This is a genomic window from Pseudomonas sp. SZ40 (assembly GCF_052958135.1).
The window spans coordinates 1-15,851 of record NZ_JBQWIF010000033.1; the positions used below are offsets into that span (position 1 = coordinate 1).

Genomic DNA, 15,851 nt, shown 5'->3' on the forward strand with positions numbered 1-15,851 from the left:
GGCGCGAAGCGATAGTGGCTGCACCGGGATGTCGGCATTGCCTCGCGATTCGCCCGCAAGCGGGCTCCTACAGGTGAATGCAGGCGCCTGGGTAAGTGCATTACCCGCCACCACCGTAGGAGCGTCGCCCCCGGCGCGAAGCGATAGTGGCTGCACGGCGATGTTGATGCTGCTTCGTCACTCGCCCGCAAGCTCAGCCAGGCATAAAAAAACCGGGCTCGAGGCCCGGTTTTTCGTACGGCTCGGCGTATCAGCCGCGGCCTTCGCGGTAGAGGTTCTCGAAGCAGAAGTTGGTCGCTTCGATGTAACCCTCTGCACCACCGCAGTCGAAGCGGCGGCCCTTGAATTTGTAGGCCAGTACGCAGCCTTCCTGAGCCTGTTTCATCAGCGCGTCGGTGATCTGGATCTCACCGCCCTTGCCTGGCTGGGTGTCCTTGATCAGGTCGAAGATGTCCGGAGTGAGGATGTAGCGACCGATGATCGCCAGATTCGACGGCGCGTCTTCGGCCTTGGGTTTTTCGACCATGTGGCTGACACGGAAGATGTCGTCACGGATCATCTCGCCGGCGATCACGCCATACTTGTGGATTTCTTCCATCGGTACTTCCTGTACCGCGACGATCGAGCAGCGGAACTGGTTGTACAGCTTGACCATCTGGGTCAGTACGCCATCGCCTTCGATGTTCAGGCACAGGTCGTCGGCCAGTACCACGGCGAACGGTTCGTCACCGATCAGCGGACGGCCACTGAGAATGGCGTGGCCCAGGCCCTTCATTTCCACCTGACGGGTGTAGGAGAAGGTGCAGTTGTCGATCAGGCGACGGATACCGACCAGGTATTTTTCCTTTTCGGTGTCGCGGATCTGATGCTCGAGCTCATAGCTGATGTCGAAATGGTCTTCCAGGGAGCGCTTGCCACGACCGGTCACCATGGCGATCTCGGTCAAGCCGGCGTTGAGGGCTTCCTCCACGCCGTACTGGATCAGCGGGGTGTTGACCACGGGCAGCATTTCCTTGGGCATGGCCTTGGTCGCCGGGAGAAAGCGGGTGCCATAACCGGCGGCTGGGAACAGGCATTTCTTGATCATGTGTTTTCCTTGAGTGGTCAATGTTGCACAAGTCGCTGAACCGCTGGCATCAGGAGGTCTGGCGCAGCCGTTCGTAGTAATAGGGCAGTCGCAGCAAAGCGTGGCGCGCTGCAGCGGCGCGCCGTTCGTTATTGTCTCCGGGGAAGGTGACGGTCTCGCTGGTCACCCCTTCATGCTCGGCGAGACGCGTGGCGCAGGCGAAGCACATGGCGCCGTCGATCACTTCCTGGCCGCTCTTGTCGTCGGCGGTCGGTGCGCCGGTAATGGCCAGGATGATGTCGGCACTGCTGACCTTCAGCACGCCGATGGCCATCTCACGGGCGACTTCCTCGCTGTTCATGCCGAAGGTCTCGATGGTCTCCAGCTTGACGCCGAGACTGGCTTGCATCGCGCGCTTGGAATAGGCGACGAAACCGCTTTCTAGCACGCCGTCACAGCCCGGTACCGCCGCGACGGTAGCGGCCAGCAAGCCGGCCGTGGCCGACTCGGCAGTGCTCAGCACCAGGTTGTACTTTTCCAGGAAATGGACCGCCTGCTCGATGTTTTGCATGCTGGCGAAATTCTCCGACCCAATCGTTACTGTGTGTCTATGGCAGTGCATGGGGCACACAAGTTCCGGACAATTAGCAGAGACCATTTATCGAGCAGCCTGAACTCTTTGCACCGCCTGTTTTTCCCACGCTAGACAGCAGGCCGAACCCAAGGGGCAATGAAGTGAATACTCTGCGCAAGCTGCAAGACACCCATGAACTGCATGACGTGAGCGATGGCTCGATCCGCACTGCATTCATCCAGGCACTGAGCGAGAAAGCGCGCCCTCTGTTCGAAGAAGCAGCCAGTTATGCCCGCAATCACGATCTCGACGTGGTGGTCGATCTGGTGCTGGAAAACGACAAGCCGCGCCTGATCCTGGCGGTCAGTCGCCCCGATGAAGGTCTGGTGAGCAGCTACAGCCTGGTCGCCAACCTTGCCGCGCAGCGCATGCTGCACGAGGAGTACTACGCCGACAGCGGCGATATTCATCGCCAGGAATCGCTGCTGGCGTCGGTCAACGAAAAGGTCATCGATACCCGTCTCGCCAACTTCTTCCGCAAGGGCTTCGCCCTGCCACTCGATTACATCAACGAGCGTCACCCCATCGGCTTCTGGTGATCGCAGCGTTTGCCTGATCCTGGGCAATGTTCCCCTGCATTCGCTGACCTACAGTAGATGTCTGTCAGCAATGCGGGAATCGCCGTGCAAGTGGATGTCGTCATCGTCGGAGCCGGGCCGGCTGGTCTGTGCCTGGCCCGTTCCCTGTCCGGCCACGGACTTTCCATTCGGCTGATCGAACGCCAGCCTCTCGATGCCGTGGCGAATCCGCCGCCGGATGGCCGTGAAATCGCCCTCACCCGTGCCTCGCGACAGACGCTGGAGTCACTGAACATGTGGCGGCATCTGCAGGCCGACGAGATATCTCCACTGCGTGACGCCCAAGTGTTCAATGGCTCCTCGCCTTACGCACTGCGCATCCTCGCGGCCTCGGCTGGCGCGGAGCGTCTGGGCTGCCTGGTACCCAACCAGGCGATCCGCCGCTCGGCGTTCGCGGCGCTGAGCGACTGCCCAGACGTCGAATTGCTGAGCGGCTGCACGATCACGGGGGTGCAGTGCTCCAGGCACGCCGTGGCGCTGCGCCTGAGCGATGGCCAGCACCTCAATACACGTCTGCTGGTGGCAGCCGACAGTCGTTTTTCGGAGACCCGGCGACGCTTGGGAATCGGCGCGCGCATGGAGGACTTCGGCAAGAGCATGCTGGTCTGCCGCATGGCCCACGAGCGCAGCCACCAACAGGTGGCCTGGGAGTGGTTCGGTTACGGGCAGACGCTCGCCCTGCTCCCGCTTAACGGCAACTGTGCCTCAGCGGTGCTGACCCTGCCGGCGCAGGAAATGAACGAGATGCTGACGCTTGCGCCGGACGCTTTCGCCCGAACTATGGAGCGCCGTTTCGAGCGACGCCTCGGGCGCATGGCGCTGATTGGCGAACGCCATGTCTATCCCTTGGTGGGCGTCTATGCGCAGCGCTTCGCGGGGCTGCGCTGTGCATTGATCGGTGACGCCGCGGTGGGCATGCACCCGGTGACGGCCCATGGCTTCAACTTGGGTGTGCAGAGCCAGCAGCGGCTGGCGGGGGTGTTGCTCGATGCAGCGCGCGCGGGTCGCGACATCGGCGCCCCCACCGTTCTGCAGCGATACGCCGGAGCCCAGCAGCGCGCCAGCTGGCCGCTGTATCAGGCCACCAGCCTGCTGGTGCGGCTGTACACCGACGATCGAATGCCCACACGCCTGCTGCGCAATGCCGGGCTACGCCTGGCGCAGAACCTGCCGCCGTTCAAGGCGGCACTGGCCCGGCACCTGACGCAGGTCACGGGCTGATTCAGCTGTCGGCAGCGCGCTGCATGTTGACCCGCTGACGCCACTCCATGTAGGTCTTGAGGAACAGCGTGAACAGCGCCATGCAGGCCAGCAGGGCCGCAGCGGTGAAGGCCGCCACCGGCTTGTAGTCGTTGTTCAGCTGATCCACCAGCAGCGGCAAGGTCAGGGTCTGGTTGAGGATGGTGCCTGACACCACCGAGACCGCACCGAACTCGCCCACTGCCCGCGCATTGGTGACCACCACGCCGTAGAGCAGCGCCCATTTTATGTTGGGCAGCGTGATATGGCGGAAGATCTGCCAGCCATTGGCCCCCAGACACAGCGCCGAGGTTTCCTCGTCGTTGCCCTGGGACTGCATGACCGGAATCAGGATGCGCGCCACGTAAGGCGCGGTGACGAACACCGTGACCATGACGATACCGGGCCAGGCGAACATCAACTGCATGTCGTTATCGTAGAACCATTGGCCCAGGGCGGTTTCCAGCCCGTAGACCACCAGGTAGCAAAGACCGGCGACCACCGGCGACACGGCATAGGGAATGTCCACCAGGGTGGTCAGCAGCTTGCGGCCACGGAAATCGTAATGGGTCACGCACCAGGCCAGCAGGATGCCGAAGCACAGGTTCAGCGGCACGGTGAGCGCGGCGACCAGCAGGGTCAGGCCGATGGCGTGCTGCATGTAGTCCTGGGAGAGGTTGTCGACCAGCACGCTCCAGCCGCCACTGAGCGCCCTGGTGAAAATCAGCGCCAGGGGAACCAGCAGCATCAGCGCGACTGCACCGAGGCCGAGCATGATGAGTAACCATTGATGCCAATGCTGAGGCTTTTTCATCGGCTCTGCCTCTGCCATTTGAACAAGCGCCCCTGCACCACCTGCAAGGCGAAGAGCAGGAACAGCGAAGCCAGGAGGATTACCGACGCGATCGCCGCCGCTGCTGGGTAATTGAATTCCTGCAGGCGCACGAAGATCATCAGTGACGAGACTTCGGTCTTGAACGGGATGTTGCCGGCGATCATGATCACCGCGCCGAACTCGCCCAGGCTGCGCACGAACGCCTGGGATGCACCGGTGATCAACGCCGGCGTCAGGCTCGGCAGCACCACGTAAGCGAAGCTCTGCCACTTGTTGGCACCCAGGGTGCTGGCCGCCTCCTCGTACTCGGTGCCCAGGCTCTGCAGCACCGGTTGCACGGTACGCACCACGAACGGCAGGCTGGTGAACACCATGGCGATCAGCAGGCCGGGATAGGCATAGGCGATCTTGATACCGGCGGCGTCGAAATACTGGCCGAGCCAGCCACCGGGCACCAGCAGGGTCGCCAGGGTCAGGCCGGCTACCGAGGTCGGCAGGGCGAACGGCAGGTCCACCAGCGCATCGACCAGGCGACGGCCAGGAAACTCGTAACGGGTGATGATCCAGGCGATCAGCAGGCCGATCAGCAGCACGATCACCGTCGAGTAGAAGGCGCCGCTGATGGTCACCTTGTAGCTCTGAACCACGCGCGGATCGCTGATCGCCTGCCAGTATTGCGCCCAGCTCATGTCGCTGACGTACAGCAACAGTGCGGACAGCGGAAACAGGATGACCAGCGACAGGTAGAAGACGCTGAAACCGAAGCTCAGGCCAAAGCCCGGCAGCAACGGATTCTGCAGGAAGAAAACGGGGGTCTTGCTCACTCGAAAGTCCTTCAATGCACAAACCGCCGGAAGGTGGCGGTTTGTGAAATACAGCTGATGCAGCTCAGCCTTCAGCGATCATCGCGATCTCGAAAGCCGCAGGGCCGACGCGCAGCAAATCGCTGCGACAGCCAAATTACCGGCCTTGGGCCAGAAGCTGGTCAAGAATAGCATTGCCGTCGAAGTGCTTGGCAGTGATCTCGTCCCAGGTACCGAGGACTTCGGTCGGGTTGATCAGGCGCAGATCCTGGAACTGACCAGCCGTCGCAGCGGCCACTTCCTTGTCCTGTACGCGGTAGTGGTAGGTGGTCAGAAGCTTCTGGATGTCCTTGCTGTACTGGAAGTCCAGATAGGCCTTGGCGACATCGCGGGTGCCCTTCTCGTCGACCACCTTGTCCACCACGGCGACCGGGAATTCGGCCAGCACGCTGACCGGCGGCACGATCACCTCGAATTCACCGGATTTGAACTCTTCGCCCTTGGCGATATTCACCACTTCAGATTCGAAGCTCAGCAGCACGTCACCCTGCCCGTTCTGAGCGAAGGCCACGGTGGCACCCCGACCGCCGGTGGGGAAGTTCTCGACGTTGTGGAGGATCTTGCCGACGAATTCCTTGATCTTGGCTTCATCGCCCTTGAACGCTTCGTTGGCGTACAGCCAGGCGCCCAGGTAGCTGTAGCGGGCGTTGCCGGAGGTTTTCGGGTTGGGGAATACCAGTTTCACGTCCGAACGGGCCAGATCGTCCCAGTTCTTGATGTTTTTCGGGTTGCCCTTGCGCACCAGAAAAGCAGTGGTGCTGTAGTACGGCGAGCTATGGTTGGGGAACTGCTCGGCCCAATCCTTACGCACCAGGCCACGCTTGGCCAGGATGTCCACGTCGGTGACCTGGTTGAAGGTCACGGTGTCGACCTTCTTGCCCTGAATGATGTCCTGAGCCTGGCGCGAGGTGCCGGCGAACGACTGGTCGATTTTCAGATCCTTGCCGGTCTCGGCCTTCCAGTGGGCCTGGAACTTGGGATTGATCTCGGCGAACAGCTCACGGGCGACGTCATAGGAGGCATTGAGAATCGGCTTGTCCGCAGCCAGCGCGGCGGCGCTACCGAGCAGCGAGGTGGTGACGGCAGTCGCCAGCAGGAGTTTCTTGAGCATGATCCAGGGTTTCCTTACGAGATGGATACGGATGACGGCGTCAGTCTGCTTGATGGCCTTATGCCGTAAAAGAATCTATTTATCATAAACATATTCCACTACGCACTAGAAAGGCCACTTCCCTCCTCCATTCCTGTAACCAGCTTTTAGCAAGACAGCTAAATTCCCAAAAAGAATTACCACATGAAAATTGATTATTTATGGATCTAAAAAAGTCTGGGTAGAGTCGGCACATACGCCACAGCGCAAGAGAACCACCATGACCCATACCGCCACAGTGATCGATTTCACCAGCTACCGTAAACGCCGCCAGGCGCGGCTCATGGCTGAAGCGATGTGGGCCATGTACGCGAGTCGTTTCAGCTTTCCGGCCGCTCAGCTACAAATGGCGCACGTGGATCAAGCCTGCCGGAGCTGAGGGCCATGACCACGATCAGCCCCTTTCCCGCCAAACCTGAAGTCGTCGGCGCGCCCGACGACAATGAACCTGACGACCAGACCAGCCAGTTGGTCGCCCACAACCTTCAGCGCCTGCGCTGCAAACGCAACCTCTCCCTGGATGCCCTCGCCCGCCAGTGCGGCGTGAGCCGTGCCATGCTGGCGCAGATCGAATCAGGTCGCAGCACGCCGTCGATCAAGGTGCTGTGCAAGATCGCCAAGGGCCTCAAGGTGTCGGTGGCCGCCTTTCTCGAAAGCCGTGCATTCGAAGGCGTCGCGCTGTTGCCGGCGCGCACCAGCAGGCGTCTGGTGAGTGCCAGCGGCGCATTCGTCAGCAGGGCGTTGTTCCCGTTCGATATCGCTCGACAGTCGGAATTCTACGAGCTGCGCCTCGCTCCCCTGGCCGAGGAGCAAGCCGATGGGCATGCTCCCGGAACCCAGGAAAACCTGGTAGTGGCCCAAGGCGTGCTGGAAGTCTGCGTCAACGAGGAGCGCTACCTGTTGTCGACTGGCGACGCGATTCTCTTCTACGCCGACCAGCCACACCGCTACCGCAACCCGGCAGACAGCGAAGCGCTGTGCTATCTGGTGGTCAAGTATCCGGAACGGCTGGACTGAAAACGCAGAAGCCCGGCGCAAGGCCGGGCTTCTTTTTGTGGCCTGCCATCCCTGGCGGTCGCCCTACAGGCGGTCGCAAGCGACGTCAAAAATCGCTCCTGGCGATTTTTTGCCACTGTCTACTGCTGTCGAATCAGCAGGTGCAGCACATCATCGGCATGCCATTGCAGCTCATCATCATCGGCATACCGGAATCCATCATCTTCATCATCAGTTCGCAGCAGCGCTTGAACATCATCATGTCCATACCGGGCATCGGCATCATCTTGCACATCATCATGCCGTCGGCGCTCATGCTGCATTCCATGGCGCACTGCATGGACGGCATCGGCATGCCCATACCCATCGCAGGCATCATCATCATGTTCATCGGCATCTTGGCCATGGCGTCCTGCGACATGCACATCATCGACATGTTGCCGCAGTGCATCATCATCGGCATGGCGCAATCCATCATCATGGACATCATTTCGGCGCTGTTCTTGAACATCGCCTTGTCCATGCCAGCAGCCGGCATCATGGTGCAGTTCATGCAGTCGGCCTGCATGTCGCAGCTCATGGTCGCCATCATCATGGGCATGCCCATCATCATCGGCATGTTGGCATTCATCGGCATTTGCATTGCGTTCATCATGGTGAACTCCTTGATTGGCTGGAAGGGTCTTGAAGCTGTTTCGTTGGAGGCGATTCTAGGCCGCTCAGCACACCAGACAAGCTGTCAGCAGCGCAGCCAAAACGGGCGTGTTGACGGGGAAAATCGAGCGATTTGCGTCACCGTAACGTGCTACAGCGTCGGAAACGACGCTTCAGCGATCAGCGTAGATGTCATGAAGTGGATATGGACGTTATGGATATATCTTTCAGTGCTTAGCAAATAACCGAAGTGAATAATCGTTCTAACCTGAGCGCAAAAAATCGTCCTGAAGGCGACACCCTTGCCTATTGCCTGCCTCAGACCACCGTCTGACAAACTTCACGAGCCCTGAATGCAGCAAGGCCCGCCTGGTTTCCCGGGCGGGCCTTGCTGACTTGCAGCTGCCGTCAGGAGCGAATCACTCCTTCCACTTGCCGCCTTCGACGATGATCGCCTGCGGATCGGTACCTTCCGCCAGCTCCGGGCGCACGTACTGGTCATACAGAGCGAGCAGGAACTTCTCTTCTCCCAGCTTGGCCAGCTCGTCGTTCACCCAGTCGCGCAGTTCGATATTGCCCTTCTTCACTGCAGGTGCGATCGGCGCTTCATCACCCAGGGTTTCGGGCAGAACGCGATAGCCCGGATTCTGCTTGGCCCAGCTGAACAGCACCAGGTTGTCCTGGGCGTAGGCATCGCCGCGGCCGTTGGCCAGCGCCTGCAGCGACTCGGAGTTCTTCTCGAACTTGAGCAGCTTCCACTCAGGATGGTTCTTGGTCAGCCAGATATCGGCCGTTGTGCCGGTGGTCACGATGGTGGTCTTGTCGGCCAGATCATCGAGTTTCTGCACCTCACTGCCGTCGGCCACCAGAGCCTGAACGGCGACACGCAGGTTGGGATTGGTGAAGTCCACCGCTTGCGCACGCTCGGGAGTGACGGTCATGTTGGCGAGGATCAGATCGACCTTGTCGCTCTGCAGGAACGGGATGCGGCTGGCCGGCTCGACCACCACGAACTCGACTTTCTTCTCGTCGCCGAGCAAATCCTTGGCGAAGCGTTTGGCGATATCGGTATCGAAGCCGACGTGCTCGCCCTGCTCGTTGACGAAACCGAACGGCGGCTTGTCGCTGAAGACGCCGACGATCAGCTTGTCGCGGGCCTTGATCTTCTCCAGGTAGCTGTCGCTCGGTGCCGCTTCGGCAGCGGGTGGCGTCGGGGCGGCAGGCTCGGCAGCGGCCTGCTTGGGTTCATCGGACGGGCCGCAGCCAATCAGCAGGCTGGCGGCGAGTAACGGGAATGCTAGGGCAGATTTGAAGGTCATTGCGCTTTCCTTTTGGGCATGTTTTCCACGTAGGAGAACTTCTCCAGAAACTGCTGCGCGCGTGCGGTTTGCGGGTTGCTGAAAAAAGTTTCAGGGTCGTTCTGTTCGGCGATCACGCCGCCGTCCATGAACAGGATTCGGTCGGCCACCGCCCGGGCGAAGGCCATTTCATGGGTGACGATGAGCATGGTCATGCCGCCTTCGGCGAGGTCCAGGATGACTTCCAGCACTTCCTTGACCATCTCCGGGTCGAGGGCTGCGGTCACCTCGTCGAACAGCATCACCTGCGGGTTCATGCACAGCGCGCGGACGATGGCGATACGCTGCTGCTGCCCACCCGAGAGTTCGCGGGGATAGGCATTGCGCTTGTCAAGCAGGCCGACCCGCTCGAGCAGACGCTCGGCCTGCGCGAGGGCTTCGGCGAAGGGACGCTTCTGCACCTTGAGCGGGCCGAGCAGGATGTTCTCCAGCACCGTCTTGTTCGGGAACAGGTGGTAGCTCTGGAATACCATGCCGATTTCCTGGCGCACGGCACGCCAGTCGGTCTTGCCATTGAGCTCGCGGCCGGCGAAACGCAGGCTGCCGCCCTGCCCTTGCTCGAGGCCATTGAGGCAGCGCAGCAAGGTGCTTTTGCCGCAGCCGCTGGGGCCGAGAATCACCACCACCTCGCCGCGTTCGACGCGCAGGTCGACGGCACGCAGCACCGGTGTGGCGCCGAAGTTTTTACTGAATGAAGCGAGTTCGATCAACGCGGTCATGCATGACTCCAGCGCCGTTCAAGCACACGCGAAGCGGCCGACAGCGGATAACAGAGCACAAAGAAGAACAGGAACAGAAAGCCGTAGATCAGCACCGACTCGTAGGTGCGTTCGATGATCTGCTGGCCTACCTTGATCACATCCACCACACCGATCAGCACCGCCAGCGAACTGGTCTTGATCAGTCGCGTATAGACGTTGATGGTCGGCGGCGTGATGCGTTTCAGGGCCTGGGGCAGCAGCACCTCGCCGTACAGCTGCCAGGTATTCAGACCGATTGCCAGGCCCGCCTCGCGCTGACCACGTGGCAGAGATTGCAAGCCGCCGCGCACCACTTCGCCCACCTCGCTGGCGCCCCACAGCGACAGCACCAGCACCGCGCACCAGAAGCTCGGCACGCTGATACCGGCGAAGATCGGCAGGCCGAAGAAGAACAGGTACAGCCAGACCAGCACCGGGATCGCCCGGAACATTTCCAGATAGACCCGCAGCACACCGTCGACCCAGCCCGAACCCAGGCTGCGCAGCACGCCGTAAAGCACCCCACCAGCGGTACTGAAGGCAATGGCCGACGCCGAAATACTCAGGGTTTCCCAGGCACCGCGGGCCAGTTGTGGCGCCGACACCCAGAGCAGCTCAAGACCCGAACTGGCCATGTTGCAGCCTCCTTTCCAGTACACCCAGCAACAGCGACAGCGGCAGGAACAGCAGCACGCACAAGGCGGTCATCACCGCGAGCATCTCGTAGGTCTTGTAGTACAGAGCGATGTAGCTCTTGGTGGTGTAGAGAATCTCCGGCACTGCCACCGCCGATACCACGGTGGTTTCCTTGAGCAGGAAGATGAAATTGGCGAACAGCGCTGGCAGGCTCAGCAGACCGGCCTGAGGCAGGATCACGTGGCGCAGCAGTTGCCAGCGCGACAGGCCGATGGACAGCCCCGATTCGATCTGCGCCTTGGGCACCGCTTCCACCCCGGCGCGCAGCACCTCGGTCAGGTAGGCGCCGCCAAGAAAGGTCATGGCGATGATCGCCGCCGCGAAACCGGACAGCCGGATGCCGATCACCGGCAAGGCGAAATAGATGAAGAACAGCTGGATCAGCAACGGCGTGTTGCGCGCCACCTCGACGTACAAGCCGACCAGGCGGCGCAGTAAAGGCACCCGCCAGACCAGGATCGCCGAGTTGAGCAGCGCTACCAGCAAGGAACAGGCGATGGCAATGGCACCGACCTGCAGGGTAACGCCAACGGCTTTCAAAAAGGCCGGCAGCGTCGATAAAACGAATGGCCAGTCGAAGCTCATGGCTGCGCACCGCCGTCATACAAGGGGGCCTGCACCTGCAGGCCGGTTACCACGAACGAACGCATCATCAATACCAGCAGTCGACTGCCGCGTTGTGCGCAGCAGTGCAGGGCTAATTGCGCGCGGGGATCACCCGCGCTAGCAGGCTTTGAAAAACTATCTGCGTTGCCATCGCTGACGTTTTTCAACGGCCCGCTAGTTTCTGGTCACCGCTATCAGCTACCCGGATTGGCGTAGGCTTCTTCGAAGAAGTAATCCTTCCAGGAAGCCGCCTTGTTCTTCAGCACGCCCAGTTCATGCAGCTTCTCGGCGTAGATGAAGGTGCGTTGCGGCGAGACGGTGAAGTCGTTCTCCGGGTCTTCGATGATCTTCTTGACGAACGCCAGCGGCAGCTTGGAGTTCTCGACCTTGATGTAGGTCTCTGCCGCCGCGGCCTTGTCGGCCTTGATGATTTGCGATGCCTCGACCAGTGCGTCGTAGAAGGCCTTGTAGGTCTTCGGGTTCTCGTCGTGGAATTTCTCGGTGGCGTACAGCACGTTGAACGTGGCCTGACCGCCAAGGATGTCGTAGGAGCTGATCAGCTTGTGCACGTCCGGGTTCTCCAGCGCCTGGTACTGGAATGGCGGGCTGGAGAAATGCGCGGTGATTTCAGAACCACCCTTGGTCAGCGCCACGGTGGCGTCCGGGTGCGGCAGGCTCACGGAAATCTTGTCGAAACGCTGGAAGTCGGCATTGCCGTACAGCTTGGCGGTTTCGATCTGCAGGGTGCGCGACTGGAAGCCGACACCAGCGGCGGGCACGGCGATGCGGTCCTTGTCGCTGAGATCCTGCAGGGTCTTGACCTCGGCGCGGTTGCTCAGCAGGTAGTTGGGCAGCGAACCCAGCGAGGCGACGGCCTTGACGTTCTGCTTGTCGTGGGTGCGATCCCAGACGGTGAGCATCGGCGGCACGCCTGCCGATACCACGTCGATGGCACCGGCCAGCAGCGCCTCGTTCATTGCCGTGGCACCGGAAATGGTCCGCCATTCGACCTCGATCTCTTCCAGGCCCTGGGCCTTGGCGTGCTTCTCGATCAGTTGCTGGTCCTTGACCACGTGCAGCACCAGGTAGCCGATACCGAATTGCTGGGCGATGCTGATCTTGCCTTCCGCGTGAGCGGCCAGCGGGGTTGCCAGGGCGCCGAGCAGCCCCAAAGCGGTGGCTAGGCGGCCGAGTTTGAAGGTGTTGGTCATCGTGTAGTTCTCGTTATGTGATTCAGTGAAATTACTTGTGCATCCTGGTCGTGCCGAATGCCCTGCAGTGGGCCGATCAGCGATCCGGTTCCGCATGTAGGGTGGGCTTCAGCCCACCAACGGTGCCTCCAACTGGTGGGCTAAAGCCCACCCTACGACTCGTGCTGCACAGGTAGATAGGTGAAGTGCCCCTTGTAGGGTGGGCTTCAGCCCACCAACGGTGCTTCCAACTGGTGCGCTGAAGCCCACCCTACGACTCGTGCTGTACAGGTAGGTCGGTGACGTGCCCCTGCGTATCAGCTTGTAGGGTGGGCTTCAGCCCACCGACAGTGCTTCCAACTGGTGCGCTGAAGCCCGCCCTACGACTCGTGCTGTCCAGGTAGATCGGTGACGTGCCCCCTGCGTATCAGCGCTGCATCCCCCAGCGCTTGACGGTGACGCGTTCCAGGGTGGCGAACACCAGGTTCTCCACCAGCAGCCCGATCAGGATCACCGCGGCCAGACCTGCGAACACCTTGTCGGTGTACAGCTCGTTACGGTTCTGGAAGATGTACCAGCCCAGGCCGCCCTTGCCGCTGGACGCACCGAACACCAGCTCGGCGGCGATCAGCGTGCGCCAGGCGAAGGCCCAGCCGATCTTCAGGCCGGCAAGGATCGACGGCAGCGCAGCGGGCACCAGAATGAACAGCACGAAGCGCAGGCCCTTGAGGCCATAGTTGCGCCCGGCCATGCGCTGGGTTTCCGAAACGCCGAGAAAACCCGCGTAGGTATTGAGCGCCAGCGCCCACAGCACCGAGTGCACCAGCACGAAGATCAGGCTGTTCTCGCCCAGGCCGAACCACAGCAGCGACAGCGGCAGCAGCGCGATGGCAGGCAGCGGGTTGAACATCGAGGTCAGGGTGGAAAGCAGATCACGGCCCAACTGTGTCGACACCGCCAGGGTGGTGAGCAGGAAGGCCATGCCGATGCCGATCAGGTAACCCTTGACCAGCACCGACAGGGAAATGGCGGTCTTCTCCACCAGCTCGCCAGTGCCCACGCCTTCGATGAAGGCGCGTGCGGTCTGCAGGAAGCTGGGCAGCAGCAGGTCATTGCCCTGGTAACGGGCCGCGAGCTCCCAGATCAGCGCCAGGCCAAGCAGGATCACCGACTTGCGCAGCCAGCCCTGTTGCCAGAGGCGCTGCCCCAGAGACAGCTCGCGCTCGACCTTGAGGCCAGGCAACGGTTGCAGGGGGATTTCGTATTCCTCACGCCGTGCGGGGGAAAGACTCATGGTTTCAATCTCCTCAGTAGGCGATGCGGATATCGTGGAAGCCCAGCTCGGCGCCTTGGCCGCTGTCGACCTCCTCGTCGAACAGCAGGCGATGGATGCGTTGCGCGGTCTGTTGGAAGCCCACACCACCGAGGCTGTGCAGGTCGAACTGATGGCTGTTGATCTCCGCCCTCACCCGCCCCGGATGGGGTGACAGCAGCAGAATGCGGTTACCGACGATCAGCGCCTCTTCGATGGAGTGGGTGACGAACAGCAAGGTGAAGCGCACCTCCTCCCACAGCTCCAGCAACTCCTCCTGCATCTTGCGCCGCGTCAGGGCATCGAGGGCGGCGAAGGGCTCGTCCATCAGCAGGATCTTCGGCTGCATGGCCAGTGCCCGGGCGATGGCCACACGGGCTTTCATGCCGCCGGACAGGGTGTGCGGATAGGCATCGGCGAAGGCGGCCAGGCCGACCTTCTCCAGATAATGCAGGGCGCGCTCCTCGGCGTCCTTGCGACCCAGGGTGCGCGAGGCCAGCAGCGGGAACATCACGTTCTGCTTTACCGTCTTCCAGGGCGGCAGTTGATCGAACTCCTGGAACACCACGATGCGATCCGGGCCCGGTTCGCGTACCTGGGCGCCGTCGAGACGGATGCTGCCGCCCACTGGTTCGATGAACCCGGCGACCGCCTTGAGCAACGTGGATTTACCGCAGCCGGATGGGCCTAGCAGCACGAAACGATCGGCACGATCCACCTCGAAGCTGACTTCGTGGGTGGCGCGTACGACGCGCTGCGGGGTGCGGTACTCGAGGCTGACCTTCTCCACCTGCAGAACGGTGTCGAAGGCGCCTGGATTCAGCGTGCTGGCCGTGTGGCCTTGCAGAGGGGCATTCATGGTTTTCAGCTTCCCTGACCGATGGCGGCGTCTTCGAAGAAGTAGTCCTGCCAGGTGGCCGGTTTGTTTTTGATGGCGCCGACACGGTGCAGGAAGTCGGCCAGCGGATAGGTATTGGTGGGGGTGACGGTGAACTGGAACTGATCGTTGTCGATGATCTTCAGCAGATCCTCACGGCTGATCTTGGCGCCGGTAACGCGGATGTAGGTGTCCGCGGCCGCGCCCTTGTCCTTCTGGGCGAAATCGGCTGCTTCGGCCAATGCACCGACGAAGGCCTTGTAGGTCTTGGGGTTGTCGTTGCGGAATTTCTCGGTGGAATACAGCACCGTCGGCGAGTTCGGGCCGAGCAGTTCGTAGGTATCGAGCACCACGTGCACGTCCGGATTTTCCAGCGCCTGATTCTGGAACGGCGGATTGGAGAAATGCCCGGTCAGTTCGGTGCCCCCCGCCTTCAGGGACGCCGTGGCGTCCGGGTGCGGCAGCGCCACGGTATATTTGTCCAGGCGGTTGAATTCCTGGTCGCCCCACTGCTTGGCGGCGGCGTACTGCAGGAAGCGCGATTGCACCGACACGCCCACCGCCGGAACGGCGATGCGATCCTTCTCGGTGAAATCGGCGATGGTCTTGACCTTGGGGTTGTTGCTCAGCAGGTAGTACGGGAAGTTGCCGAGCGAAGCCACGCCCTTGACGTTCTGGCGACCGTGGGTGCGATCCCACACGGTCAGCAGCGGGCCAATACCGGCACCAGCGATATCGATGGCACCGGACAGCAGCGCATCGTTGACCGCCGAACCGCCAGAGAGCTGCTGCCAGTCGACCTTGATGTCCAGGCCTTCGGCCTTGCCATGCTTCTCGATCAGTTGCTGATCACGCACCACGTTGAGCAGCAGGTAAACGATGCCGAACTGCTCTGCGATGCGGATCTGCCCCTCGGCGTGAGCGACTTGCGGCGCCGCCAGGCTGCCTGCCAGCAAGCTCAGACTCAGGGCGATGCCACCGGCGAGGCGGCCAAAACGGGGAACAGAGGGAAAGCGCTTACCTGCCGACATGTCGAGGCTCCAGTCAAAGGTGCAGA

At 61.4% G+C, this 15,851-nt stretch carries 18 protein-coding genes; 4 read left to right on the forward strand and 14 right to left on the reverse strand.

Features of this window, described 5'->3' with window-relative positions:
• Positions 1-250: 250 nt before the first annotated feature.
• Together galU and ACT9T4_RS21050 are read right to left on the reverse strand one after the other, a co-directional pair.
• Positions 251-1,087 (reverse strand): UTP--glucose-1-phosphate uridylyltransferase GalU, encoded by an 837-nt coding sequence (gene galU / locus ACT9T4_RS21045; RefSeq protein WP_042554636.1) that lies wholly within the window; start codon positions 1,085-1,087, stop codon positions 251-253.
• Between the two features lie 49 nt (positions 1,088-1,136).
• Complete coding sequence (locus ACT9T4_RS21050) at positions 1,137-1,637, reverse strand: CinA family protein (protein ID WP_042554635.1); 501 nt, start codon at positions 1,635-1,637, stop codon at positions 1,137-1,139.
• Between the two features lie 164 nt (positions 1,638-1,801).
• Here ACT9T4_RS21050 and ACT9T4_RS21055 point away from each other — a divergent pair, with 164 nt between their 5' ends.
• Both ACT9T4_RS21055 and ubiM read left to right on the forward strand, forming a co-directional pair.
• Positions 1,802-2,239, forward strand: coding sequence for a hypothetical protein (locus tag ACT9T4_RS21055; RefSeq protein WP_499118783.1), 438 nt, complete (start codon positions 1,802-1,804; stop codon positions 2,237-2,239).
• Between the two features lie 57 nt (positions 2,240-2,296).
• On the forward strand, positions 2,297-3,499 hold the full coding sequence (gene ubiM, locus ACT9T4_RS21060; RefSeq protein WP_499118785.1) for a 5-demethoxyubiquinol-8 5-hydroxylase UbiM: 1,203 nt from the start codon (positions 2,297-2,299) through the stop codon (positions 3,497-3,499).
• 1 nt (position 3,500) lies between these two features.
• On the opposite strand, the gene cysW is transcribed toward ubiM, so the two are convergent.
• From cysW to cysP, 3 genes are all read right to left on the reverse strand, one after another.
• Positions 3,501-4,331, reverse strand: a complete 831-nt coding sequence (gene cysW / locus ACT9T4_RS21065; protein WP_042554633.1) for a sulfate ABC transporter permease subunit CysW — start codon at positions 4,329-4,331, stop codon at positions 3,501-3,503.
• Positions 4,328-5,176 (reverse strand): sulfate ABC transporter permease subunit CysT, encoded by an 849-nt coding sequence (cysT, locus tag ACT9T4_RS21070; RefSeq protein ID WP_042554632.1) that lies wholly within the window; start codon positions 5,174-5,176, stop codon positions 4,328-4,330. The genes cysW and cysT overlap by 4 nt, the downstream gene beginning before the upstream one ends.
• 136 nt (positions 5,177-5,312) lie before the next feature.
• Positions 5,313-6,326: a thiosulfate ABC transporter substrate-binding protein CysP gene (gene cysP / locus ACT9T4_RS21075; RefSeq protein ID WP_042554631.1), complete on the reverse strand. Its 1,014-nt coding sequence runs from the start codon at positions 6,324-6,326 to the stop codon at positions 5,313-5,315.
• Between the two features lie 259 nt (positions 6,327-6,585).
• Here cysP and ACT9T4_RS21080 point away from each other — a divergent pair, with 259 nt between their 5' ends.
• Complete coding sequence (locus tag ACT9T4_RS21080) at positions 6,586-6,744, forward strand: hypothetical protein (protein ID WP_179538123.1); 159 nt, start codon at positions 6,586-6,588, stop codon at positions 6,742-6,744.
• Positions 6,745-6,749: 5 nt separating this feature from the next.
• Complete coding sequence (locus ACT9T4_RS21085) at positions 6,750-7,382, forward strand: helix-turn-helix domain-containing protein (RefSeq protein WP_042554630.1); 633 nt, start codon at positions 6,750-6,752, stop codon at positions 7,380-7,382.
• Between the two features lie 133 nt (positions 7,383-7,515).
• On the opposite strand, the gene ACT9T4_RS21090 is transcribed toward ACT9T4_RS21085, so the two are convergent.
• The 9 genes from ACT9T4_RS21090 to ACT9T4_RS21130 all read right to left on the reverse strand — a co-directional run bounded on the left by ACT9T4_RS21090 (position 7,516) and on the right by ACT9T4_RS21130 (position 15,825).
• On the reverse strand, positions 7,516-8,016 hold the full coding sequence (locus tag ACT9T4_RS21090; protein ID WP_042554629.1) for a hypothetical protein: 501 nt from the start codon (positions 8,014-8,016) through the stop codon (positions 7,516-7,518).
• Positions 8,017-8,434: 418 nt separating this feature from the next.
• Positions 8,435-9,334 (reverse strand): transporter substrate-binding domain-containing protein, encoded by a 900-nt coding sequence (locus ACT9T4_RS21095; RefSeq protein ID WP_042554628.1) that lies wholly within the window; start codon positions 9,332-9,334, stop codon positions 8,435-8,437.
• Entirely contained in the window at positions 9,331-10,092 is a 762-nt protein-coding gene (locus ACT9T4_RS21100) for an amino acid ABC transporter ATP-binding protein (protein ID WP_499118789.1), read from the reverse strand. Before ACT9T4_RS21100 ends, ACT9T4_RS21095 begins: the two co-directional genes overlap by 4 nt.
• Positions 10,089-10,748: an amino acid ABC transporter permease gene (locus ACT9T4_RS21105; RefSeq protein ID WP_042554626.1), complete on the reverse strand. Its 660-nt coding sequence runs from the start codon at positions 10,746-10,748 to the stop codon at positions 10,089-10,091. The genes ACT9T4_RS21100 and ACT9T4_RS21105 overlap by 4 nt, the downstream gene beginning before the upstream one ends.
• Complete coding sequence (locus tag ACT9T4_RS21110; RefSeq protein ID WP_042554625.1) at positions 10,729-11,394, reverse strand: amino acid ABC transporter permease; 666 nt, start codon at positions 11,392-11,394, stop codon at positions 10,729-10,731. The genes ACT9T4_RS21105 and ACT9T4_RS21110 overlap by 20 nt, the downstream gene beginning before the upstream one ends.
• A 215-nt stretch (positions 11,395-11,609) precedes the next feature.
• Positions 11,610-12,626 carry an ABC transporter substrate-binding protein gene (locus ACT9T4_RS21115; RefSeq protein ID WP_499118791.1) on the reverse strand — a complete coding sequence of 339 codons (1,017 nt, stop codon included), beginning with the start codon at positions 12,624-12,626 and terminating at the stop codon, positions 11,610-11,612.
• A 406-nt stretch (positions 12,627-13,032) separates the two neighbouring features.
• Positions 13,033-13,899 (reverse strand): ABC transporter permease, encoded by an 867-nt coding sequence (locus tag ACT9T4_RS21120; protein WP_042554623.1) that lies wholly within the window; start codon positions 13,897-13,899, stop codon positions 13,033-13,035.
• Positions 13,900-13,912: 13 nt separating this feature from the next.
• Positions 13,913-14,776: an ABC transporter ATP-binding protein gene (locus tag ACT9T4_RS21125; protein WP_042554622.1), complete on the reverse strand. Its 864-nt coding sequence runs from the start codon at positions 14,774-14,776 to the stop codon at positions 13,913-13,915.
• Positions 14,777-14,781: 5 nt separating this feature from the next.
• On the reverse strand, positions 14,782-15,825 hold the full coding sequence (locus tag ACT9T4_RS21130) for an ABC transporter substrate-binding protein (RefSeq protein ID WP_179538118.1): 1,044 nt from the start codon (positions 15,823-15,825) through the stop codon (positions 14,782-14,784).
• Between the last annotated feature and the right edge of the window lie 26 nt (positions 15,826-15,851).